Source organism: Enterobacter cloacae complex sp. SHL018 (assembly GCF_049237905.1).
GTDB classification, from domain to species: Bacteria; Pseudomonadota; Gammaproteobacteria; order Enterobacterales; family Enterobacteriaceae; genus Enterobacter; species Enterobacter hormaechei_C.
This window is the reverse complement of sequence record NZ_JBMKJE010000008.1, coordinates 42233-62277: the sequence shown is the minus strand read 5'-3', so window position 1 is coordinate 62277 and position 20045 is coordinate 42233. Positions and strand designations below refer to the sequence as shown.

The window sequence follows — 20045 nt, the reverse complement described above, 5'->3', positions numbered from 1 at the left end:
CATGTGGTATCAACAGACCCTTACCTTAAGCGCAAAACCACGCGGATTTCACCTTGTGACGGACGAAGTCATCGGGCAAATCCGCGACCTGTCGCGCGTCAAAACGGGTTTGCTGCATCTGCTGCTTCAGCACACGTCCGCCTCTCTCACGCTCAATGAAAATTGCGATCCCACCGTCCGGTCTGACATGGAGCGGCATTTTCTGAAAACCGTCCCGGATAACGCCCCGTATGAGCATGATTACGAGGGGGCGGACGATATGCCTTCGCACATCAAATCCTCTTTGCTGGGCGTCTCGCTGATGCTGCCGGTCCACAACGGACGGCTACTGCTGGGAACGTGGCAGGGGATCTGGCTGGGAGAACATCGCATTCACGGTGGTTCGCGTAAAATTATCGCAACGCTACAAGGGGAATAAAGATGACAATTTCGGAGATACTTCAGTACTGCATGAACAAGCCGGGTGCGGAACAAAGCGTTCACAGCGACTGGAAAGCCACGCAGATCAAAGTGGGTGATGTGCTGTTCGCGATGGTGAAAGAGGTGGATGCGCGGCCTGCGGCCTCACTGAAAACCAGTCCGGAACTGGCCGACTTACTGCGCCAGCAGCACGATGATGTCAGGCCAAGTAAGCATCTGAATAAAGCGCACTGGAGTACGGTGTTTCTCGACGGCTCGCTGCCAGATTCGCAAATTTACTACCTGGTGGATGCGTCGTATCAACAGGCGGTTGAACTGCTGCCGGAAACGATCCGACAGCAGCTCTCCGTGTGACGATTACAGCAACGGTTTGAGGAAGCGCGCGGTGTGCGAGGCTTCGCACTCTGCAACGGTCTCTGGCGTACCGGAGACGAGGATTTCACCGCCGCCGCTGCCGCCTTCCGGGCCGAGATCGACAATCCAGTCCGCGGTTTTAATCACGTCCAGGTTGTGCTCAATCACCACGATGGTGTTGCCCTGATCGCGCAGCTGGTGCAGCACGTCCAGCAGCTGCTGGATATCCGCAAAGTGCAGGCCGGTGGTCGGCTCATCCAGAATATACAGCGTCTGACCGGTACCGCGTTTGGACAGCTCACGCGCCAGCTTCACGCGCTGCGCTTCACCGCCGGACAGCGTTGTTGCTGACTGCCCCAGACGAATATAGGTCAGACCCACATCCATCAGGGTTTGCAGCTTACGCGCCAGCGCAGGGACGGCGTCAAAGAACTCGCGCGCCTCTTCGATGGTCATATCCAGCACTTCGTGGATGGTCTTGCCTTTGTACTTAATCTCCAGCGTTTCGCGGTTATAACGCTTACCTTTGCACTGGTCGCACGGCACGTAGATATCCGGCAGGAAGTGCATCTCAACCTTGATTACGCCATCGCCCTGGCACGCTTCACAGCGGCCGCCGCGCACGTTAAAGCTGAAACGGCCTGGCGTATAGCCGCGTGAACGCGCTTCCGGCACGCCGGCGAACAGTTCACGTACGGGCGTAAAGACGCCGGTATAGGTCGCCGGGTTAGAGCGCGGCGTACGACCAATCGGGCTCTGGTCGATGTCGATAACCTTGTCGAAATGCTCCAGCCCCTGAATGTCGCGGTACGGCGCAGGCTCGGCCAGCGTCGCGCCGTTCAGTGCCGTCTGCGCAATCGGGAACAGCGTATCGTTGATCAGCGTCGATTTACCGGAACCGGACACGCCGGTGATGCAGGTAAACAGCCCGACAGGCAGCGTCAGGGTCACGTCCTTCAGGTTGTTGCCGCGCGCGCCGGTCAGCTTCAGCACTTTTTCCGGGTTCGCCGCCACGCGCTGTTTTGGCACTTCAATTTTGCGCTTGCCGCTCATGTACTGACCGGTCAGCGATTCAGGCACCGCCATAATGTCTTTCAGCGTCCCTTCCGCCACCACCTGTCCGCCGTGCACGCCAGCGCCCGGGCCGATGTCGATCACGTGGTCCGCGGCGCGGATCGCGTCTTCGTCGTGCTCGACCACGATGACCGTGTTGCCGAGGTTACGCAGGTGAACCAGCGTGCCGAGCAGGCGTTCGTTGTCGCGCTGGTGCAGGCCGATTGACGGCTCATCAAGCACGTACATCACGCCGACTAAGCCCGCGCCAATCTGGCTCGCCAGACGGATACGCTGGGCTTCACCGCCGGAGAGTGTTTCCGCCGAGCGGGAAAGCGTCAGGTAGTTCAGGCCGACGTTCACGAGGAACTTGAGGCGATCGCCGATCTCTTTCAGCACTTTTTCGGCGATTTTCGCGCGCTGGCCGGAGAGCTTCAGGTTGTTAAAGAAGTCCATCGCGTGGCCGATGCTCATGTCTGAGATGGTCGGCAGCGCCGTGTTTTCGACAAACACGTGACGCGCTTCGCGACGCAGACGTGTACCCTCGCAGGTGGCGCAGGAGCGGTTGCTGATGAACTTCGCCAGCTCCTCACGCACCGCGCTGGATTCGGTCTCTTTGTAGCGGCGCTCCATATTGTGCAGCACCCCTTCGAACGGGTGGCGACGCACGGAGGTATCGCCGCGATCGTTCATGTATTTGAACTCGATGTTCTCTTTGCCGGAACCGAACAGGATCACTTTGTGCACGTTCGCGCTCAGGCTCGCCCACGGCGCTTCAACGTCGAACTTATAGTGCTCAGCCAGCGATTTCAGCATCTGGAAGTAGTAAAAATTACGCTTATCCCAGCCGCGAATAGCGCCACCCGCCAGCGACAGCTCCGGGTTCTGGATCACGCGGTCCGGGTCGAAATATTGCTGAACGCCCAGGCCGTCACAGGTCGGGCACGCGCCCGCCGGGTTGTTGAACGAGAACAGGCGCGGTTCCAGCTCGCGCATGCTGTAGCCGCAAATCGGGCAGGCGAAGTTGGCGGAGAAGAGCAGCTCTTCCGCTTTCGCATCGTCCATGTCTGACACCACCGCCGTGCCGCCCGACAGTTCCAGCGCCGTTTCAAAGGATTCCGCCAGACGTGTCGTCAGATCTTCACGTACCTTAAAGCGGTCAATCACCACTTCGATGGTGTGTTTCTTTTGCAGCTCCAGCTTTGGCGGATCGGACAGGTCACACACTTCGCCGTCGATACGGGCGCGGATATAGCCCTGGCTTGCCAGGTTTTCCAGCGTTTTGGTGTGTTCGCCCTTACGCTCTTTAATGATTGGCGCCAGCAGCATCAGGCGTTTGCCTTCCGGCTGCGACAGCACGTTATCCACCATCTGGCTCACGGTCTGGGCCGCCAGCGGGACGTCGTGATCCGGGCAGCGCGGCTCGCCCACGCGCGCATACAGCAGACGCAGGTAGTCATGGATTTCGGTAATGGTACCGACCGTGGAGCGCGGGTTATGTGACGTGGATTTCTGCTCAATGGAGATAGCAGGGGACAACCCTTCAATGTGGTCGACATCCGGTTTTTCCATCAGCGACAGGAACTGACGCGCGTACGCCGAGAGCGATTCAACGTAACGACGCTGTCCTTCGGCATACAAAGTGTCGAAAGCCAGTGAGGATTTGCCAGACCCCGAAAGCCCGGTCACGACGATGAGTTTGTCGCGAGGGATTATGAGGTTGATATTCTTGAGATTATGGGTGCGGGCGCCCCGAACTTCGATCTTATCCATTCACCTTTCCCGGTTGGAACACGGATTGCCTGATTTGTTTGAAGGACAAACGGCTGTCAGAAACGGCTAATTATGACACAAAATGACCTGTTTGAATATACAGTATTGGAATGCATTTTCTGATTCACTGTGTAACAATGTCGAGTCCGCGAGAGAACTCTGGAACATGCTACGCAACTATCAAAGTGTCGCATGGAAATGGTACACTCGCGCGTTTACACTATTAAGAAACGTATTCAGGAGACACGAACATGGCCAGCAGAGGCGTAAACAAGGTGATTCTCGTCGGTAATCTGGGCCAGGACCCGGAAGTACGCTACATGCCGAGTGGTGGCGCAGTTGCCAACATTACGCTGGCTACTTCCGAATCCTGGCGTGATAAAGCGACCGGTGAAATGAAAGAGCAGACCGAATGGCACCGCGTTGTGCTGTTTGGCAAACTGGCTGAAGTGGCCGGTGAGTATCTGCGTAAGGGTTCTCAGGTCTATATCGAAGGCCAGCTGCGTACCCGCAAATGGACCGATCAATCCGGTCAGGAAAAATACACCACGGAAGTGGTGGTGAACGTTGGCGGCACCATGCAGATGCTGGGTGGCCGTCAGGGCGGCGGCGCACCGGCAGGTGGCGGCCAGCAGCAGGGCGGTTGGGGTCAGCCTCAGCAGCCGCAGGGCGGCAATCAGTTCAGCGGCGGCGCGCAGTCTCGTCCGCAGCAGCAGTCTGCTCCTGCACCGTCTAACGAACCACCAATGGACTTCGACGACGATATCCCGTTCTGATATCCAGACGCGTGAAACACAAAAAACCCAGACAATGTCTGGGTTTTTTATAACAGGCTATCAGGTAATCACCATCGGCCAGTCTGGCGGAGTGTGGCTCATGGCTTCAACCATCACCACTTTAATGTTTTCCCAGACGGCGGCTATATCCACCAGCGTAATGCCGAGCAAACCTGTCGCGAACCAGCATGCGGCGCCTAACCCTAACAGGGTGCTTATCACAGCAAGACCTGCGTAGTCGGACTTTCGGAACTGAATGTTTAACGTGCTGGCCAGGAACATCAAAACCGCGCTCAACAACGGCCAGCGCAGGAGTACCATGCTGGTGGTAATGGTTGCCATAAAACCCATCCTCGACAAAACAGACGAACTGGAATGAAACAATGTTTCTCGTTACATAAGATATGTGAACTATATCACATTTGCTGTTTTATTCGCCAGTATCCGCGTGAGGTAAAAGTGGGATTATTGCCGGGGAAAATATATCGTCGTCGCTCAGAACGACGTCTGGTCGGAATTTTTATTTTCAATTCATCCAGATAGCAAAACCTTTGCAAAATGCCATCGGCTGTATAGCGTTTACAGCAGTATATCTATGGATTATGCTTGTCTGGAACAATAAATGCACCCGCAAAAATAATTCATCCCATTGAATTAATTGACTTTTTTGGATTTTGTATTCTTTGTTTTACACTCGGCATGCTCTTTGATTTCGTGGTCTTATTCTTTTATTCAGATATGAATTATTGCGGTTGCTCTCTCGATTAATGACCTGCGAAAAGATAATGAAAGAAAAAAGACGCGAGATTATTAACGACAGCATGCAGGCGCTGCATGCCCTGGCGAAGCTGATGCCGCAACTCAACGCGCAGTGTTCGCCGGTTGAAATGCTGGAAATTATCAACAGCGCACTGGGGGCAAATCTCTCATGGGTCAGTGTCGAATCCGCAGACGGGCCGCGCGTGGTTTGTGCCGGCGACGTGACGTGTCACGCCTTTAACGTGGCGGATTTTCTTGCCAGCACCCTGTTGCAGCGGCATCACCGCGCCTGGCGGGTGATCTACTGGAAAGAGCATATTGGCCGGGCGGTATTTTCCCCTCAGCACCCAGGCTATGCGCGGCTGCAAAGCGGCGTGCTGTGTAAATTCTCAGCGCATGGCAGACAGTGCAGTGGTTATTTCTTTTTGGCTTTTAATGAAAAACTGACCTCGTTGCCGATATTGAAAAATATCGTGGTGGTATTGGTTGAGAAGCTAAAAGATTATTTTGATGACATCATCGTGCGGGAAAAAACGGCGCAGGAAATGCAGCGCGTCGTCACGCAATATAAAACCTTATTTGAGCGTGCTCCGGTATTAATGAACGCCTTTGACAGGCATAACCGGTGTGTATTGTGGAATGCCGAATGCGAAAAAGTCTTTGGCTGGAGTATGACTGAAATCGGCGAGCATCCCGATCCGCTGGCCCTGTTTTACCCGGATCCTGAGGAGCGACAGCGCGTGCAGGAGTCGGTTCGTTTCGCACCACTTAAGGATATGTACGAATGGCACCCGGTTCGTAAAGACGGGACGCAGTTAACCATTCTCTGGTCAAACATCCTTTTGCCGGATAACTCCATTCTCAACATTGGCCTGGATATCACCGAACGTAAAAAAGCAGAACAGCAGCTGACCGTCAAAGCCACCACGGACGATCTGACGGGCTGTCTGAATCGCTCGACAATCTTACAGCGTCTCAAAATAGCGCTGGCAGCCAGTTCGCCGCAGGATGTCAGTAGCCACTTCTGTCTCCTGATGTTCGATCTCGATTATTTCAAGCAGATCAACGATCGGTGGGGACATCAGGTTGGCGATGCGGCATTGATCCACTTTTGCGACCGTATTCGCGAGGTGAGCCCGGCCGGGTCGGCGCTGGGACGGGTGGGGGGCGAAGAGTTTGTTCTTCTGCTGGCGCACACGGATGGTATGGCCGCTACGTTGCTCTCTTCCCGGCTGCGTGCCGCGCTGATCTCAAAACCGCTGCGTGTGGGCGATAAAACGCTGGTACTCTCTTTCAGCGCCGGGGTGGTTGAAGTCTGTCAGGGGCAACGGGATACTTCTGCCATACTGATGCGTGCCGATAAGGCATTATATGACGCCAAGCGTACGGGAAGAGGAAAAACGGTCCTGGCGTCTGATTATTTATAAATCAGCATAAGAACAAAGAGCAGGCTATTTCAGCCAGCGAATTTTCCACACCTGTCGCGGGTAATTATTTTCCTTATCAGAAACGAAATGAATACTTTTAGTTTGGCTTACGGGAAAATATTATCGGCATCACGAATTTTAGGATTTTTAATACCAAAAGTCAGTTGCTAACTTCCCATGATTCATGCAACGTAATCACCTGTTTATCAAAGCAGCCGGTCTTCATTGCTACAGGCGTACAACATGCAGGGATACAGAGCGGGAAATGAATCGTAGCGCGCTGCGCAACATGCTCAAAGTGGTCGGGATTATCATGGTAGTTATGCTGCCGGTGATGCTTGCGCTATGGTTTGCCCAGCTTAGAGCCGTGTCGGAAATCAGCGCCCAGCTGCGCACGTTTGCTGAACTTGCTTTAAACAAAACTGAACGGGTTATTCAACAGGTTGATCTGGCCCGGGAAGACGCGGAAAAATATCAGGGAAAAGTGTGTACGCCGGAGCATCGTCAATATATGTTGAACGTTTCCCGCGGTCGTCTTTTTGTTGCCGATTTAATTTATGCTGAAGGCCAGTCGTTTCTCTGCTCGACCCTTTTTACGCCGGATCATCCTTACACCATTCCCGCTGCCAATTACACACGTAAACCCGACGTTGCTATCTATTATTTTCGCGATACGCCATTTTTTGATGGTTATAAAATGATATATATGCAGCGCGGAAATTATGTCGCAGTGGTCAACCCGCTTTCGTACAGTGAGGTGATGTCAGACGATCGTTCCCTGTCGTGGGGGGTGTATGACACTGTCAGCAATGCATTCTTTTCTGTAAGCCAGAAAGCCAATATTTCTTTATTGCATTCGATGCTTCGACATCAGGAAACGACTTTTCAGAAAGGTGACCGTTTTTATACGATCGTGAAATCCGGGCAGCGGCCGATTGCGGCCATCGTTTCAACCTCCAGCGCCCGTTTTTATAAAACGCTTTATCATCAGGCTACCCTGACGCTACCGCTGGGGATAATTTGCAGCATTATTATTCTGCTGGTGTGGTCGCGTACACACCGTGAATTCAATTCGCCTGGCCGACTTCTGCACCGGGCGCTGAATAAACGCCAGCTGTGCGTCCATTATCAGCCCATTATTGATATTAAAAATAACCAGTGCGTGGGGGCAGAGGCGTTGTTGCGCTGGCCTGGATTCAACGGTCAGGTTATGAGCCCGGCGGAATTTATTCCCCTGGCAGAAAAAGAGGGGATGATTGAGCGCATTACGGATTACGTCGTGGAGGAGGTGTTCAGCGATCTGGGCCATTTTCTTGCCGCTCATCCCGATCTGTATGTCTCGATTAACCTGTCGGCGTCGGATTTTCACTCTTCGCGTCTTATCGCCCTGATCTCCGACAAAGCCCGCTTTTACTCGGTTCGCGCGCAGCAAATCAAAATTGAGGTGACGGAGCGGGGGTTTATTGACGTGCCAAAAACCACGCCGGTCATTCAGGCGTTTCGCCAGGCGGGGTATGAAGTGGCGATTGATGATTTCGGAACCGGCTACTCTAACCTGCATAACCTCTATTCGCTGAACGTCGATATCCTGAAAATCGACAAATCCTTTATCGATACCTTAACCACCAACAGCACCAGCCACCTGATTGCCGAGCACATCATTGAGATGGCGCAAAGCCTGCGGCTGAAAACCATTGCGGAAGGGGTCGAGACGGGGGAGCAGGTGAGCTGGTTGCTGAAGCGTGGCGTGCAGTATTGTCAGGGATGGCACTTCGCGAAAGCGATGCCGCCCCAGGCATTTATGGCCTGGCAGCAGCAACCCTTGCGTTAACACGCATTAATTGAGCTGATGGCGGTAGTCGCTCGGCGTACGGTCAAACTCGCGGCGGAAGACGCGGGAAAAGGTCTGCTGCGACACATAGCCCAGATCCATTGCGATATCAAAAATGGGCCGCTGCGTTGAGCGTAACGCCTGCGCCGCCAGCAGGAGCCTGCGCTGGCGAATGTAATCACCCAGCGTTTGATGCATTACGGTGCGGAACATTCTCTGTAAATACCATTTCGAATAGCCCGACTTCTTAGCGACCACATCAATGTTCAACGGCTGGTCGATATGTTCATCAATCCATTCAATAAGTGTCTGAATAATTTGCTGATGCGACATAAGGTTACCCCTCTGTGGAGACATCTGTCCTGGTTGATTCGTCGTTTTCTCTGCGGGGGAGTATAATTCCTCAAGTTAACTTGAGGTAAAGAGGTTTTATGGAAAAGAGATTACCGCGCATCAAAGCGCTGTTAACCCCCGGTGAAGTGGCTAAGCGAAGCGGTGTGGCGGTGTCGGCACTCCACTTCTATGAAAGCAAAGGGTTAATAAAAAGTATCCGTAACGCCGGAAACCAGCGGCGCTACACCCGCGATGTGCTCCGCTACGTGGCGATCATCAAAATTGCGCAACGTATCGGCATTCCTCTGGCCACCATCGGTGACGCGTTCGGCGTATTGCCGGAAGGTCACTCGCTGAGCGCGAAGGAGTGGAAGCAGCTGTCGTCCCAGTGGCGAGAAGAGCTGGATCGTCGTATTCACACGCTGGTGGCCCTGCGCGATGAGCTGGACGGCTGCATTGGTTGCGGGTGTTTATCACGCAGCGATTGTCCGCTGCGTAACCCGGGTGACAGGCTGGGCGAGCAGGGAACAGGGGCGCGGTTGCTGGAGGAGGATTGAGAGGTGTTTGCCGGGTGACGCTTCGCTTACCCGGCCTACGCTCTCGGTTTTGCAGGCCGGGTAAGGCGCAGCCGCCACCCGGCAACAAGCATAAAGAACTAAAGCGCCACTAAGGGCGCTTTAGTTTTTTCCGGTCTTTGTCTTTCTCTCTATCCCGCTGGCTCACGGGAGGGTTTCCCCCGACATCAGTACCCCTCGTGTCGAGCTTGTGGAGGAGGTTCCGGTTTGTACTGACACTTTAATTCTATGCCCGGCCCCCGTTTTTGCCACCGGAGACGGTGAGATTTTAGCCGAATTTTTTTCGTGAAGTTGTTCAGTTTTCTATAGTTAAAAAGTATGAATCACCGGAGAACATCATGCTAACGGTCCACCACCTTAATCAGTCTCGTTCACATCGCGTCCTCTGGGCGCTGGAAGAGCTGGGTCTGACGTATGAGATTGTGCGCTACCAGCGCGAGAAATCAATGCTTGCACCGGATTCGCTCAAAAAAGTGCATCCGCTGGGGAAATCCCCGGTACTGGAAGATAACGGACTGGTGCTGGCCGAATCAGGCGCGATTCTGGAATATCTTCAGGAAACGTACGATTCGGCGTCACGATTCAAACCGTTAGATCCCGCCCATAAAGTGCAGTATCGCTTCTGGCTGCATTACGCCGAAGGGTCTTTGATGCCGCTACTGTTAATGAAGCTGGTGTTTAACAGCCTCGGCAAACCACCCGTCCCGTTTGGCCTGCGCACGCTGGGTAAGGCGCTGGGGCAGGGGGTGCAAAAAGCGTATCTCAACCGCCAGCTGGAAACGCATGCGCGCTTTATTAACGATCATCTTGCCGAAAACAGCTGGTTTGCCGGCGACACGCTGACCATGGCTGATATCCAGATGAGTTTTCCCCTCTTCGCCCTGCTGGCGAGAGGCGGCATTGACAATCTCGACCACATAGCGGCGTGGAAACAGAGAGTGGAGGCACGTCCGGGCTGGCAGACAACGCTTGCGAAAGGCGGCCCGCTGACAATCCCCGGCGAGGGATGAAATGTAACGAAATTGCGCATGGACGATAACGTTTGCGCATCCTCTGCTTAATTCTTCATCGTCATGAGGCAATTTTAGCGAAAAACGAGAAAGTTCAGTTGAAAAGGGCGGGTATTAGGCTAGATAATCGTTTGCCTACATTTGACCACCCGTTTTGTAAGCGCGGAGCTAAACGTTTGCTTTTTTTGTGACGCCCCTTTCGTCGCAAACGCAGCACAAGGATTTGACGTTTCGCTGGCAGTGGAGTCTCCACCACGCTTACGGACTTTCAATAAAAATTTTCAGGGGATGTTTTCTATGTCTACGCCATCTGCGCGTACCGGCGGTTCACTTGACGCCATGTTTAAAATTTCTGCTCGCGGCAGCACCGTGCGCCAGGAAGTTGTTGCCGGTCTGACCACGTTTCTGGCGATGGTGTACTCCGTCATCGTGGTGCCAGGCATGCTCGGCAAAGCGGGCTTCCCGCCAGCGGCGGTCTTCGTTGCCACCTGCCTGGTTGCGGGTGTGGGTTCGATTGTGATGGGCCTGTGGGCGAACCTGCCGCTGGCGATCGGGTGCGCCATCTCCCTGACCGCGTTTACCGCCTTCAGCCTGGTGCTGGGCCAGCATATCAGCGTCCCGGTAGCGCTCGGCGCCGTGTTCCTGATGGGCGTGCTGTTCACCGTAATTTCAGCAACCGGCATTCGTAGCTGGATTTTGCGCAACCTGCCGCAGGGCGTGGCGCACGGCACCGGCATCGGTATTGGCCTGTTCCTGCTGCTGATCGCTGCCAACGGCGTGGGTCTGGTCATCAAGAACCCGCTGGACGGCCTGCCGGTTGCGCTGGGTAACTTCGCGAGCTTCCCGGTGATCATGTCGCTGGTGGGTCTGGCGGTGATCATTGGCCTGGAAAAACTGAAAGTGCCGGGCGGCATTCTGCTGACCATTATCGGCGTGTCCATCGTCGGCCTGATCTTCGACCCGACCGTTCATTTCTCCGGGATTTTCGCCATGCCGTCGCTGAGCGATGACAACGGTAACTCCCTGATTGGCAGCCTGGATATTGTGGGCGCGCTGAACCCAGTGATCCTGCCAAGCGTGCTGGCGCTGGTAATGACCGCGGTGTTTGATGCCACGGGCACCATCCGCGCGGTGGCCGGTCAGGCTAACCTGCTGGATAAAGACGGACAGATTATTGACGGCGGCAAAGCGCTGACCACCGACTCCCTGAGCAGCGTTTTCTCTGGCCTGGTAGGTGCGGCGCCTGCGGCGGTGTACATTGAGTCCGCAGCGGGTACGGCGGCAGGCGGTAAAACCGGCCTGACGGCCATCACCGTTGGCGTGCTGTTCCTGCTGATCCTGTTCCTCTCTCCGCTCTCTTATCTGGTGCCGGCTTACGCGACCGCACCTGCGCTGATGTACGTCGGCCTGCTGATGCTGAGCAACGTGGCGAAAATCGACTTCGCGGATTTTGTTGATGCCATGTCCGGCCTGATCACTGCGGTATTCATCGTGCTGACCTGTAACATCGTGACCGGCATTATGATCGGCTTCGCCTCGCTGGTGATTGGGCGTCTGGTCTCCGGTGAGTGGCGTAAGCTGAACATCGGTACCGTGGTCATCGCCGTTGCGCTGGTGGCGTTCTACGCGGGCGGCTGGGCCATCTGAATTGACTTTTTATGCGAAAACGGGTGGCTCAGGCCGCCCGTTTTTATTTTCAGGACTCATCCTGTTGCCTTTTACGTTACTCTGGAGAGGATAGAATAAGAGGCACGACGCCTCAGGTTTGGCATATAAGAAACACAGCAAACAGGGAACGCATGGAAATTTTCTTCACAATACTCATCATGACCCTTGTGGTCTCATTATCCGGGGTGGTTACACGCGTACTGCCCTTCCAGGTCCCCCTGCCTTTAATGCAAATAGCTATCGGTGCGCTGCTGGCGTGGCCGACGTTCGGTCTGCACGTGGAGTTCGATCCGGAACTGTTCCTCGTGCTGTTCATCCCGCCGCTGCTGTTTGCCGATGGCTGGAAAACGCCGACGCGCGAATTTCTGGAGCACGGGCGAGAGATCTTCGGCCTGGCGCTGGCGCTGGTGGTGGTCACCGTGGTCGGGATTGGTTTTCTGATCTACTGGGCCGTACCGGGGATCCCGCTCATACCCGCCTTTGCGCTGGCCGCCGTGCTGTCGCCTACCGACGCCGTGGCGCTGTCCGGCATTGTGGGCGAAGGGCGCATTCCAAAGAAAATCATGGGCATTTTGCAGGGCGAGGCGCTGATGAACGACGCCTCTGGCCTGGTCGCCCTGAAGTTTGCCGTGGCGGTTGCCATGGGCACCATGGTCTTTACCGTCGGCGGCGCGACCCTGGAATTCTTCAAGGTGGCGATTGGCGGTATCCTCGCGGGCTTCGTAGTGAGCTGGCTGTACGGACGCTCGCTGCGCTTCCTTAGCCGCTGGGGTGGTGATGAACCGGCGACGCAGATCGTCCTGCTGTTCCTGCTGCCGTTCGCCTCTTACCTGATTGCCGAACACATTGGCGTGTCGGGCATTCTGGCGGCGGTAGCCGCGGGGATGACCATCACCCGCTCTGGCGTTATGCGGCGCGCGCCGCTGGCGATGCGCCTGCGTGCGAACAGTACCTGGGCCATGCTCGAGTTTGTGTTTAACGGCATGGTGTTCCTGCTGTTGGGTCTGCAACTGCCGGGCATTATGGAATCCTCGCTGATTGCAGCCGAAGCGGATCCAAACGTTGAAGTCTGGATGCTGTTTACCGATATCGTGCTCATCTACCTTGCGCTGATGCTGGTGCGTTTCGGCTGGCTGTGGACGATGAAGAAATTCAGCGTTCGCTTCCTGACCAAAAAGCCGATGGAGTTCGGCTCGTGGACCACGCGCGAGCTGCTGATTGCCTCTTTCGCGGGCGTGCGCGGGGCGATCACCCTTGCTGGTGTGCTCTCCATTCCTCTGCTGCTGCCGACGGGTGACGTCTTCCCGGCGCGCTACGAGCTGGTGTTCCTGGCGGCGGGCGTGATCCTCTTCTCCCTGTTTGTCGGCGTGATTATGCTGCCGATTCTGCTGCAACATATTGACGCAGGGGACTCCTCGCAACAGCACAAAGAAGAGCGGATTGCCCGTGCGGCGACGGCGGAAGTGGCGATTGTCGCCATCGAGAAGATGGAGGAGCGTCTGGCCGCCGATGCCGAAGAGAACATTGATAACCAGCTGCTGAAGGAAGTCAGTTCACGCGTGATCGGTAATTTGCGTCGCCGTGCTGACGGACGTAACGACGTGGAAAGTTCGTTGCAGGAAGAGAACCTCGAACGCCGTTTCCGCCTGGCGGCGCTGCGCTCCGAGCGTGCCGAGCTGTATCACCTGCGCGCCACGCGGCAGATCAGCAACGAGACGCTGCAAAAGCTGCTGCACGATCTGGATCTGCTGGAAGCGTTGTTGATTGAGAATCAGTAGCGCTGTAATTGCCCGGTGGCGCTGCGCTTACCGGGCCTACGTGCTCGATCGGTACCCTCTCCCTGTGGGAGAGGGTACCCAAAACCCCTCACAGCATTGCAACCACGCCTGCGCGCTGTGCGACAGATAGACCCCTTCACGCCAGATCATCCCCAGCTGCCAGTGCAGGTCGCTCTCCAGCGGGATCCAGCGCAGCGTATTTTTATCCAGCCGCTCGCAGATCGGCTGCGGCAGAATGGCAATCCCCACGCCCGCCTGTACCATCGCCGCCAGAAAATCCCACTGGCCGCTGCGCACCGCAATGCGCGGCTTCACGTTATGCTGGTTAAACAGCGCCATCAGCTGGCGGCTTAAGGCGAAATCTTCGTTGTAAATCAGCAGCGGGTGTTCGCCGAGCAGCTCGGGTTTTACTGACTCAATCTTCAGCCAGTCGCCGGAGCGCGGCACCAGCACGCACAGCGGGTGACTGAACAGAGGCAGCGTCGCCAGGCCGCTCTCCTCCTCCACGGGAAGGGCCGTCATGGCCACGTCCAGTTCACCGTTCATCACCGCCTGCTGCACGGTCAGGCCGCCAAATTCAGAAATTTTTAGCTCCACGCCGGGATAGCGCTGACGAAACAGACTTATCGGACCGGCCATCATCATGCCGACCATCGGCGGAATACCGAGCCGCAGCAGCCCTTTTGTCAGATGGTTGATGTCCCCAAGCTCGGCCTCCAGCTGGCGGAACTCCGCCAGAATTGCCAGCCCGCGCTCGAACACCACGCGACCGGTATCGGTCAGCAGTAGCTTGCGTCCGTCGCGGATCAGCAGGGTACAGTTCAGCTCATCTTCGAGGTTTTTCAGCATCTTGCTGATGGTTGGCTGGGTTACGAATAACTTCTCCGCTGCGCGGGTAAAACTTTGCTGGCGAACCACCTCGACAAAATAGCGCAGCGTTCTTATGTCCATGATTATTCCTCGAAACTATACCTTCGATGATTTTAATTCATTTCAGTCGATACCGTACGCTCACTATACTGGCGCCTCGTCTCATTTCTGAGGAAAACCCCCATGGCCGTGGCGTTAAGCCGTGTTACGCCTGCCGTTGTGCAACGACTCCAGGTACCGGTTCAGGTACTGCTTTACGCGGGACTGTTTGTTTTCGCGGAATATCTTGTCGACTGGCTGCATCTGCCTTTACCCGCCAACTTGGTGGGGATGGTGCTGATGCTGACGCTGATCCTCTGTCGCGCGTTGCCCCTTAGCTGGGTGCGGGCCGGCGCACGCTGGCTGCTGGCGGAGATGCTGTTGTTCTTTGTGCCGGCCGTGGTGGCGGTGGTGAACTATGCCCAGCTGCTGATGGTCGACGGCTGGCGCATCTTTGCGGTTATCGCCCTGAGCACGCTGATGGTGCTGGGCGCCACCGCCTGGGTGGTGGATAAAGTGTATCGCTTTGAAATCAGCAGGCAGACGCATGACTAACTTTCAGATAAGCGTGCTGTGCCTGATTGCGACAGTCGTCATCTACTTTGCCAACAAGCGCCTGTATCGCCGCTTTCGCGCGCTGCCGCTGATGCCGCTGGTCTTTACGCCGATCCTGCTGGTGCTGATGCTGGTCTTCGGCCATATCTCCTGGCAGAACTACATTGGCGAATCCCACTGGCTGCTGTGGCTGCTCGGCCCGGCGACCATCGCCTTCGCCGTACCCGTTTATGACAACCTCGCCATTATCAGACGCCACTGGATGTCGCTCAGCGCGGGTGTCGTCACCGCGACGGTGGTGGCGGTGTGCAGTTCGGTCTGGCTGGCGCGGTTGTTTACCCTGTCGGATGAAATCCAGCGCAGCCTGGCGGTGCGTTCGGTGACCACGCCGTTTGCGCTGGCAGCCGCCAAACCGCTCGGTGGCCAGCCGGATCTGGTGGCGCTGTTTGTGGTGGTGACGGGCGTCTTCGGCATGGCAGTGGGGGATGTGCTGTTTCTGCGGCTTTCCATTCGCGAAGGGATGGCGAAAGGCGCGGGGTTTGGCGCGGCGTCGCACGGGGCGGGGACGGCACGTTCGTATGAGCTGGGACAGCAGGAGGGCGTGGTCGCGAGCCTGGTGATGATGCTTTCGGGCGTCACGATGGTGCTGATTGCGCCGCTGGTGGCGTGGGTGATGTTTTAAGCTCCCCGGCCAGAGCGACCGGGGAGAAAAGGCTTAGTGCGCGCGGCCCTGCTCAACGCCCAGGCCGGTTTGCGAGCGGATAAACTGGGCGCGGAATTTTTCACGCTCCAGGTTACCCTCCGGTGAATTATCGGTGGCAGAGAAGATCCAGATCCCGATAAACGCCACGGCAATGGAGAACAGCGCCGGGTATTCATACGGGAAGATAGCGCTTTCGTGACCGAGGATCTGCACCCAGATGGTCGGGCCGAGGATCATCAGAATCACCGCCGTCAGCAGGCCCAGCCAGCCGCCAATCATCGCCCCACGGGTGGTCAGTTTTGACCAGTACATGGAGAGCAGAATGATCGGGAAGTTACAGCTTGCCGCAATCGAGAAGGCCAGCCCGACCATAAAGGCGATGTTCTGTTTCTCGAACAAAATCCCCAGCAGGATGGCGACGACGCCCAGCACCAGCACGGTGATTTTGGAGACTTTCAGCTCATCGCGCTCGCTCGCGCCTTTGCGGAAGACGTTGGCGTAGAGGTCATGCGATACCGCAGACGCACCGGCCAGCGTCAGCCCTGCAACCACCGCGAGGATGGTGGCAAAGGCCACGGCAGAGATAAAGCCGAGGAACAGGTTGCCGCCCACCGCGTCGGCCAGATGCACCGCCGCCATGTTGTTACCGCCAATCAGCGCGCCCGCCGCGTCTTTAAACGCCGGGTTCGCCCCCACCAGCATGATCGCGCCAAAGCCGATGATAAAGGTCAGAATGTAGAAGTAACCCATAAAGCCGGTGGCATAGAACACGCTTTTACGCGCTTCACGCGCATCTGACACGGTAAAGAAACGCATCAGGATATGCGGCAGGCCAGCGGTACCGAACATCAGGCCGAGACCGAGCGAGAGCGCGGATATCGGATCTTTCACCAGCCCGCCCGGGCTCATGATCGCTTCCCCTTTCGGGTGGACCGCCATCGCTTCGGTAAACAGATTATTGAAGCTGAACCCGACGTGCTTCATCACCATAAAGGCCATAAAGCTGGCGCCGAACAGCAGCAGTACCGCTTTGATGATCTGTACCCAGGTGGTGGCCAGCATGCCGCCGAACAGGACGTACATCACCATCAGCACGCCGACCAGCACCACCGCGACGTGGTAGTTCAGGCCGAACAGCAGCTCGATCAGTTTGCCCGCGCCGACCATCTGGGCGATCAGATAAAGTGCCACCACCACCAGCGAACCGCAGGCGGAGAGGGTACGAATCGGCCCCTGCTTCAGGCGATAGGAGGCGACGTCAGCAAAGGTATAGCGCCCCAGGTTACGCAGGCGCTCGGCAATCAGGAACAGAATGATTGGCCAGCCCACCAGGAACCCGAGGGAGTAGATCAGGCCGTCATACCCTGAGGTATACACCAGCGCGGAGATCCCAAGGAACGAGGCGGCGGACATAAAGTCCCCCGCGATCGCCAGCCCGTTCTGGAAGCCGGTAATATTGCCGCCCGCGGTGTAGTAATCGTTACGGGAGCGTACGCGTTTCGACGCCCAGTAGGTGATGTACAGCGTCAGCACCACGAAAATCAGGAACATGATAATCGCCTGCCAGTTGGTTGGCTGGCGCTGAACCTCGCCGGTAAGGGCATCTGCCGCATGGGCAGCAAAGGGAAGTGTGGCGGCTAGCGCCGTCAGGACTCGCTTCATGATGCTTTTACCTCGCGCAGAACTTCTCTGTTAAGACGATCGAATTCACCGTTCGCACGCCAGACGTACACACCCGTGAGCACAAACGAAATGATGATCACGCCAATCCCAATCGGAATACCGCGCGTGACGCTGGTACCCTCATGCAGCGGGGTGCCCAGCCAGTGCGGCGCAAAGGCGATCAGCAGAATAAAGCCGACGTAGATAATCAGCATGATGATGGAAAGGATGAAGGCAAACCGTTGCCGTTTTTCGACGAGCTCCCTGTAGTGCGCACTATTCTCTATCTGCTGACAAATATCGTTATTCATCACAGAGTCTCCAGAAGTAAGGTTGGTTTGTTTTTATCCCCTCTCCCCTGTGGGGAGAGGGTGAGGGGAGGAAGGTGCGGTCTGATGCCCTCACCCCGGCCCTCTCCCACGGGGAGAGGGAGAAAACACTAGGAAGGCATTGCGATGGCCTGCTTCTCTTCGAGCAGTTTGTCCACCACGCCAGGATCGGCCAGCGTTGAGGTATCACCGAGGTTACTGGTGTCGCCCGCCGCGATTTTGCGCAGGATACGGCGCATAATCTTGCCGGAACGGGTTTTCGGCAGCGAGTCGGTCCAGTGCAGCACGTCCGGCGTGGCAAGCGGGCCGATCTCTTTACGCACCCAGTTGCGCACCTCGGTATACAGCTCTGGCGACGGTTCTTCGCCGTGGTTCAGGGTGACGTAGGCGTAGATCGCCTGGCCTTTGATGTTGTGAGGAATGCCGACAACCGCCGCTTCGGCAATTTTCGGATGCGACACCAGCGCAGATTCAATTTCCGCCGTACCCAGACGGTGGCCGGAAACGTTCAACACGTCGTCCACGCGTCCGGTGATCCAGTAATAACCGTCTTCATCCCGGCGCGCGCCGTCGCCGCTGAAGTACATGTTTTTGAAGGTCGAGAAGTAGGTCTGCTCGAAGCGCTCATGGTCGCCGAACAGGGTACGCGCCTGGCCAGGCCAGGAATCGACGATCACCAGGTTGCCCTCGGTAGCGCCTTCCTGCGGATTGCCTTCGTTATCCACCAGCGCAGGCTGCACGCCGAAGAACGGACGGGTGGCCGAACCGGCTTTCAGCTGCGTGGCGCCCGGCATCGGGGTGATCATGAAGCCGCCGGTTTCGGTCTGCCACCAGGTATCCATCACCGGGCACTTCTCGTTGCCGATCTTCTTCCAGTACCACTCCCAGGCTTCGGGGTTGATCGGCTCGCCCACGGAGCCGAGGATACGCAGGGAAGAGCGGTCGGTCCCTTCGATGGCTTTATCGCCTTCCGCCATTAGCGCACGGATCGCCGTTGGCGCGGTATAGAGAATGTTGACCTGATGCTTATCAACCACCTGGCACATACGCGCCGGGGTCGGCCAGTTCGGTACGCCTTCAAACATCAGCGTCGTTGCGCCGCAGGCCAGCGGGCCGTACAGCAGGTAGCTGTGACCGGTGACCCAGCCCACGTCGGCGGTACACCAGTAGATGTCGCCCGGATGATAGTCGAAAACGTATTTAAAGGTGGTGGCCGCATAGACCAGATAACCGCCGGTGGTATGCAGCACGCCTTTCGGCTTACCGGTGGAGCCGGAGGTATACAGGATAAACAGCGGATCTTCCGCGTTCATCTCTTCCGGCTGATGCTGGTCGCTCGCGTTTTCAATCAGATCGCTCCACCACAGGTCGCGCCCCTCGTGCCAGTCGATTTTGCCGCCCGTGCGCTTGAGGACAATGACGTTGTTGATGGATTTTACGTTCGGGTTTTTCAGCGCTTCATCAACGTTTTTCTTCAGCGGAATACCGCGCCCGGCGCGCACGCCCTCGTCAGCGGTGATCACCAGCTTCGAATTTGAGTCGACAATACGCCCGGCAACCGCCTCCGGCGAGAAACCGCCGAAGATCACGGAGTGGATCGCGCCGATGCGCGCGCAGGCCAGCATAGCCACGGCGGCTTCCGGCACCATTGGCATATAGATCGCCACCACATCGCCTTTTTTAATGCCCTGGGCCAGCAGCACGTTGGCAAAGCGGCACACGTCGCGATGAAGTTCTTTATACGAGATGTGTTTACTCTGAGAGGCATCGTCGCCTTCCCAGATGATGGCCGTTTCGTTGCCGCGTTCAGCAAGATGGCGGTCCAGGCAGTTCGCCGCCAGGTTCAGCGTGCCGTCTTCATACCATTTAATGGAGACGTTGCCCGGCGCGAAAGAGGTGTTCTTTACCTTCTGATAAGGTTTGATCCAGTCGAGGATGTGGCCCTGCTCACCCCAGAACGCGTCAGGGCTGGAAACGGACTGCTGGTATTTCTCCTGGTATTGCTCCGGGCTTATCAGGCAACGGTCCGCAATGTTTGCGGGAATGTCGTGTTTGTGTATTTGGCTCATGGCTTTTTTTCTCCTTGTAAGATGTTAATAATATGTCGCAAAAACGTTAATAGTAGGGGCT

General features: G+C 56.4%; 18 protein-coding genes. 11 read left to right on the top strand and 7 right to left on the bottom strand.

Features of this window, described 5'->3' with window-relative positions; genetic code table 11:
* The first annotated feature begins 1 nt into the window (after position 1).
* Complete coding sequence (locus tag ACOTY5_RS21310; RefSeq protein WP_022650227.1) at positions 2 to 418, top strand: secondary thiamine-phosphate synthase enzyme YjbQ; 417 nt, start codon at positions 2 to 4, stop codon at positions 416 to 418.
* 2 nt (positions 419 to 420) lie between these two features.
* A complete protein-coding gene (locus tag ACOTY5_RS21305) occupies positions 421 to 774 on the top strand; it encodes an MmcQ/YjbR family DNA-binding protein (RefSeq protein ID WP_045141430.1) in 354 nt (117 codons plus the stop codon).
* 3 nt (positions 775 to 777) lie between these two features.
* Here the strand turns inward: ACOTY5_RS21305 and uvrA are convergent, their stop codons facing one another.
* Positions 778 to 3600 carry an excinuclease ABC subunit UvrA gene (gene uvrA / locus ACOTY5_RS21300; protein ID WP_045141429.1) on the bottom strand — a complete coding sequence of 941 codons (2823 nt, stop codon included), beginning with the start codon at positions 3598 to 3600 and terminating at the stop codon, positions 778 to 780.
* Between the two features lie 251 nt (positions 3601 to 3851).
* Between uvrA and ssb1 the strand changes: the two genes are divergently transcribed.
* On the top strand, positions 3852 to 4376 hold the full coding sequence (gene ssb1, locus ACOTY5_RS21295) for a single-stranded DNA-binding protein SSB1 (protein WP_003860284.1): 525 nt from the start codon (positions 3852 to 3854) through the stop codon (positions 4374 to 4376).
* 60 nt (positions 4377 to 4436) lie between these two features.
* Here ssb1 and ACOTY5_RS21290 read toward each other — a convergent pair whose 3' ends face one another.
* Positions 4437 to 4718 carry a YjcB family protein gene (locus ACOTY5_RS21290; RefSeq protein ID WP_003860282.1) on the bottom strand — a complete coding sequence of 94 codons (282 nt, stop codon included), beginning with the start codon at positions 4716 to 4718 and terminating at the stop codon, positions 4437 to 4439.
* A gap of 443 nt (positions 4719 to 5161) precedes the next feature.
* Between ACOTY5_RS21290 and ACOTY5_RS21285 the strand changes: the two genes are divergently transcribed.
* Together ACOTY5_RS21285 and ACOTY5_RS21280 are read left to right on the top strand one after the other, a co-directional pair.
* On the top strand, positions 5162 to 6562 hold the full coding sequence (locus ACOTY5_RS21285; RefSeq protein ID WP_032103688.1) for a sensor domain-containing diguanylate cyclase: 1401 nt from the start codon (positions 5162 to 5164) through the stop codon (positions 6560 to 6562).
* Between the two features lie 265 nt (positions 6563 to 6827).
* Entirely contained in the window at positions 6828 to 8393 is a 1566-nt protein-coding gene (locus ACOTY5_RS21280) for an EAL domain-containing protein (protein ID WP_015570189.1), read from the top strand.
* A 6-nt stretch (positions 8394 to 8399) separates the two neighbouring features.
* Here ACOTY5_RS21280 and soxS read toward each other — a convergent pair whose 3' ends face one another.
* Positions 8400 to 8726: a superoxide response transcriptional regulator SoxS gene (soxS, locus tag ACOTY5_RS21275; protein ID WP_003860277.1), complete on the bottom strand. Its 327-nt coding sequence runs from the start codon at positions 8724 to 8726 to the stop codon at positions 8400 to 8402.
* A 98-nt stretch (positions 8727 to 8824) separates the two neighbouring features.
* On the opposite strand from soxS, the gene soxR reads away from it, so the two are divergent.
* The 4 genes from soxR (at position 8825) to ACOTY5_RS21255 (ending at position 13757) form a co-directional block, all read left to right on the top strand.
* Positions 8825 to 9283 (top strand): redox-sensitive transcriptional activator SoxR, encoded by a 459-nt coding sequence (gene soxR, locus ACOTY5_RS21270; protein WP_003860275.1) that lies wholly within the window; start codon positions 8825 to 8827, stop codon positions 9281 to 9283.
* Between the two features lie 356 nt (positions 9284 to 9639).
* Complete coding sequence (locus ACOTY5_RS21265; protein ID WP_017694715.1) at positions 9640 to 10311, top strand: glutathione S-transferase family protein; 672 nt, start codon at positions 9640 to 9642, stop codon at positions 10309 to 10311.
* Between the two features lie 297 nt (positions 10312 to 10608).
* The gene (ghxP, locus tag ACOTY5_RS21260) at positions 10609 to 11958 is read left to right on the top strand and encodes a guanine/hypoxanthine transporter GhxP (protein ID WP_023295766.1); all 1350 of its coding nucleotides are present in this window, start codon (positions 10609 to 10611) and stop codon (positions 11956 to 11958) included.
* A 152-nt stretch (positions 11959 to 12110) separates the two neighbouring features.
* A complete protein-coding gene (locus ACOTY5_RS21255; RefSeq protein ID WP_003860270.1) occupies positions 12111 to 13757 on the top strand; it encodes a Na+/H+ antiporter in 1647 nt (548 codons plus the stop codon).
* Between the two features lie 36 nt (positions 13758 to 13793).
* Here ACOTY5_RS21255 and ACOTY5_RS21250 read toward each other — a convergent pair whose 3' ends face one another.
* Positions 13794 to 14708, bottom strand: coding sequence for a LysR family transcriptional regulator (locus ACOTY5_RS21250; RefSeq protein WP_032103692.1), 915 nt, complete (start codon positions 14706 to 14708; stop codon positions 13794 to 13796).
* A 102-nt stretch (positions 14709 to 14810) separates the two neighbouring features.
* On the opposite strand from ACOTY5_RS21250, the gene ACOTY5_RS21245 reads away from it, so the two are divergent.
* Both ACOTY5_RS21245 and ACOTY5_RS21240 read left to right on the top strand, forming a co-directional pair.
* Positions 14811 to 15221 carry a CidA/LrgA family protein gene (locus tag ACOTY5_RS21245; protein WP_032103693.1) on the top strand — a complete coding sequence of 137 codons (411 nt, stop codon included), beginning with the start codon at positions 14811 to 14813 and terminating at the stop codon, positions 15219 to 15221.
* Positions 15214 to 15903, top strand: coding sequence for an LrgB family protein (locus tag ACOTY5_RS21240; RefSeq protein WP_015570195.1), 690 nt, complete (start codon positions 15214 to 15216; stop codon positions 15901 to 15903). Before ACOTY5_RS21245 ends, ACOTY5_RS21240 begins: the two co-directional genes overlap by 8 nt.
* A gap of 33 nt (positions 15904 to 15936) precedes the next feature.
* Here the strand turns inward: ACOTY5_RS21240 and actP are convergent, their stop codons facing one another.
* The 3 genes from actP to acs all read right to left on the bottom strand — a co-directional run bounded on the left by actP (position 15937) and on the right by acs (position 19984).
* Entirely contained in the window at positions 15937 to 17586 is a 1650-nt protein-coding gene (gene actP / locus ACOTY5_RS21235; RefSeq protein ID WP_017382634.1) for a cation/acetate symporter ActP, read from the bottom strand.
* Complete coding sequence (locus ACOTY5_RS21230; RefSeq protein WP_017382635.1) at positions 17583 to 17897, bottom strand: DUF485 domain-containing protein; 315 nt, start codon at positions 17895 to 17897, stop codon at positions 17583 to 17585. The genes actP and ACOTY5_RS21230 overlap by 4 nt, the downstream gene beginning before the upstream one ends.
* A gap of 128 nt (positions 17898 to 18025) precedes the next feature.
* Complete coding sequence (gene acs / locus ACOTY5_RS21225; protein WP_040117094.1) at positions 18026 to 19984, bottom strand: acetate--CoA ligase; 1959 nt, start codon at positions 19982 to 19984, stop codon at positions 18026 to 18028.
* Positions 19985 to 20045 lie beyond the last annotated feature (61 nt).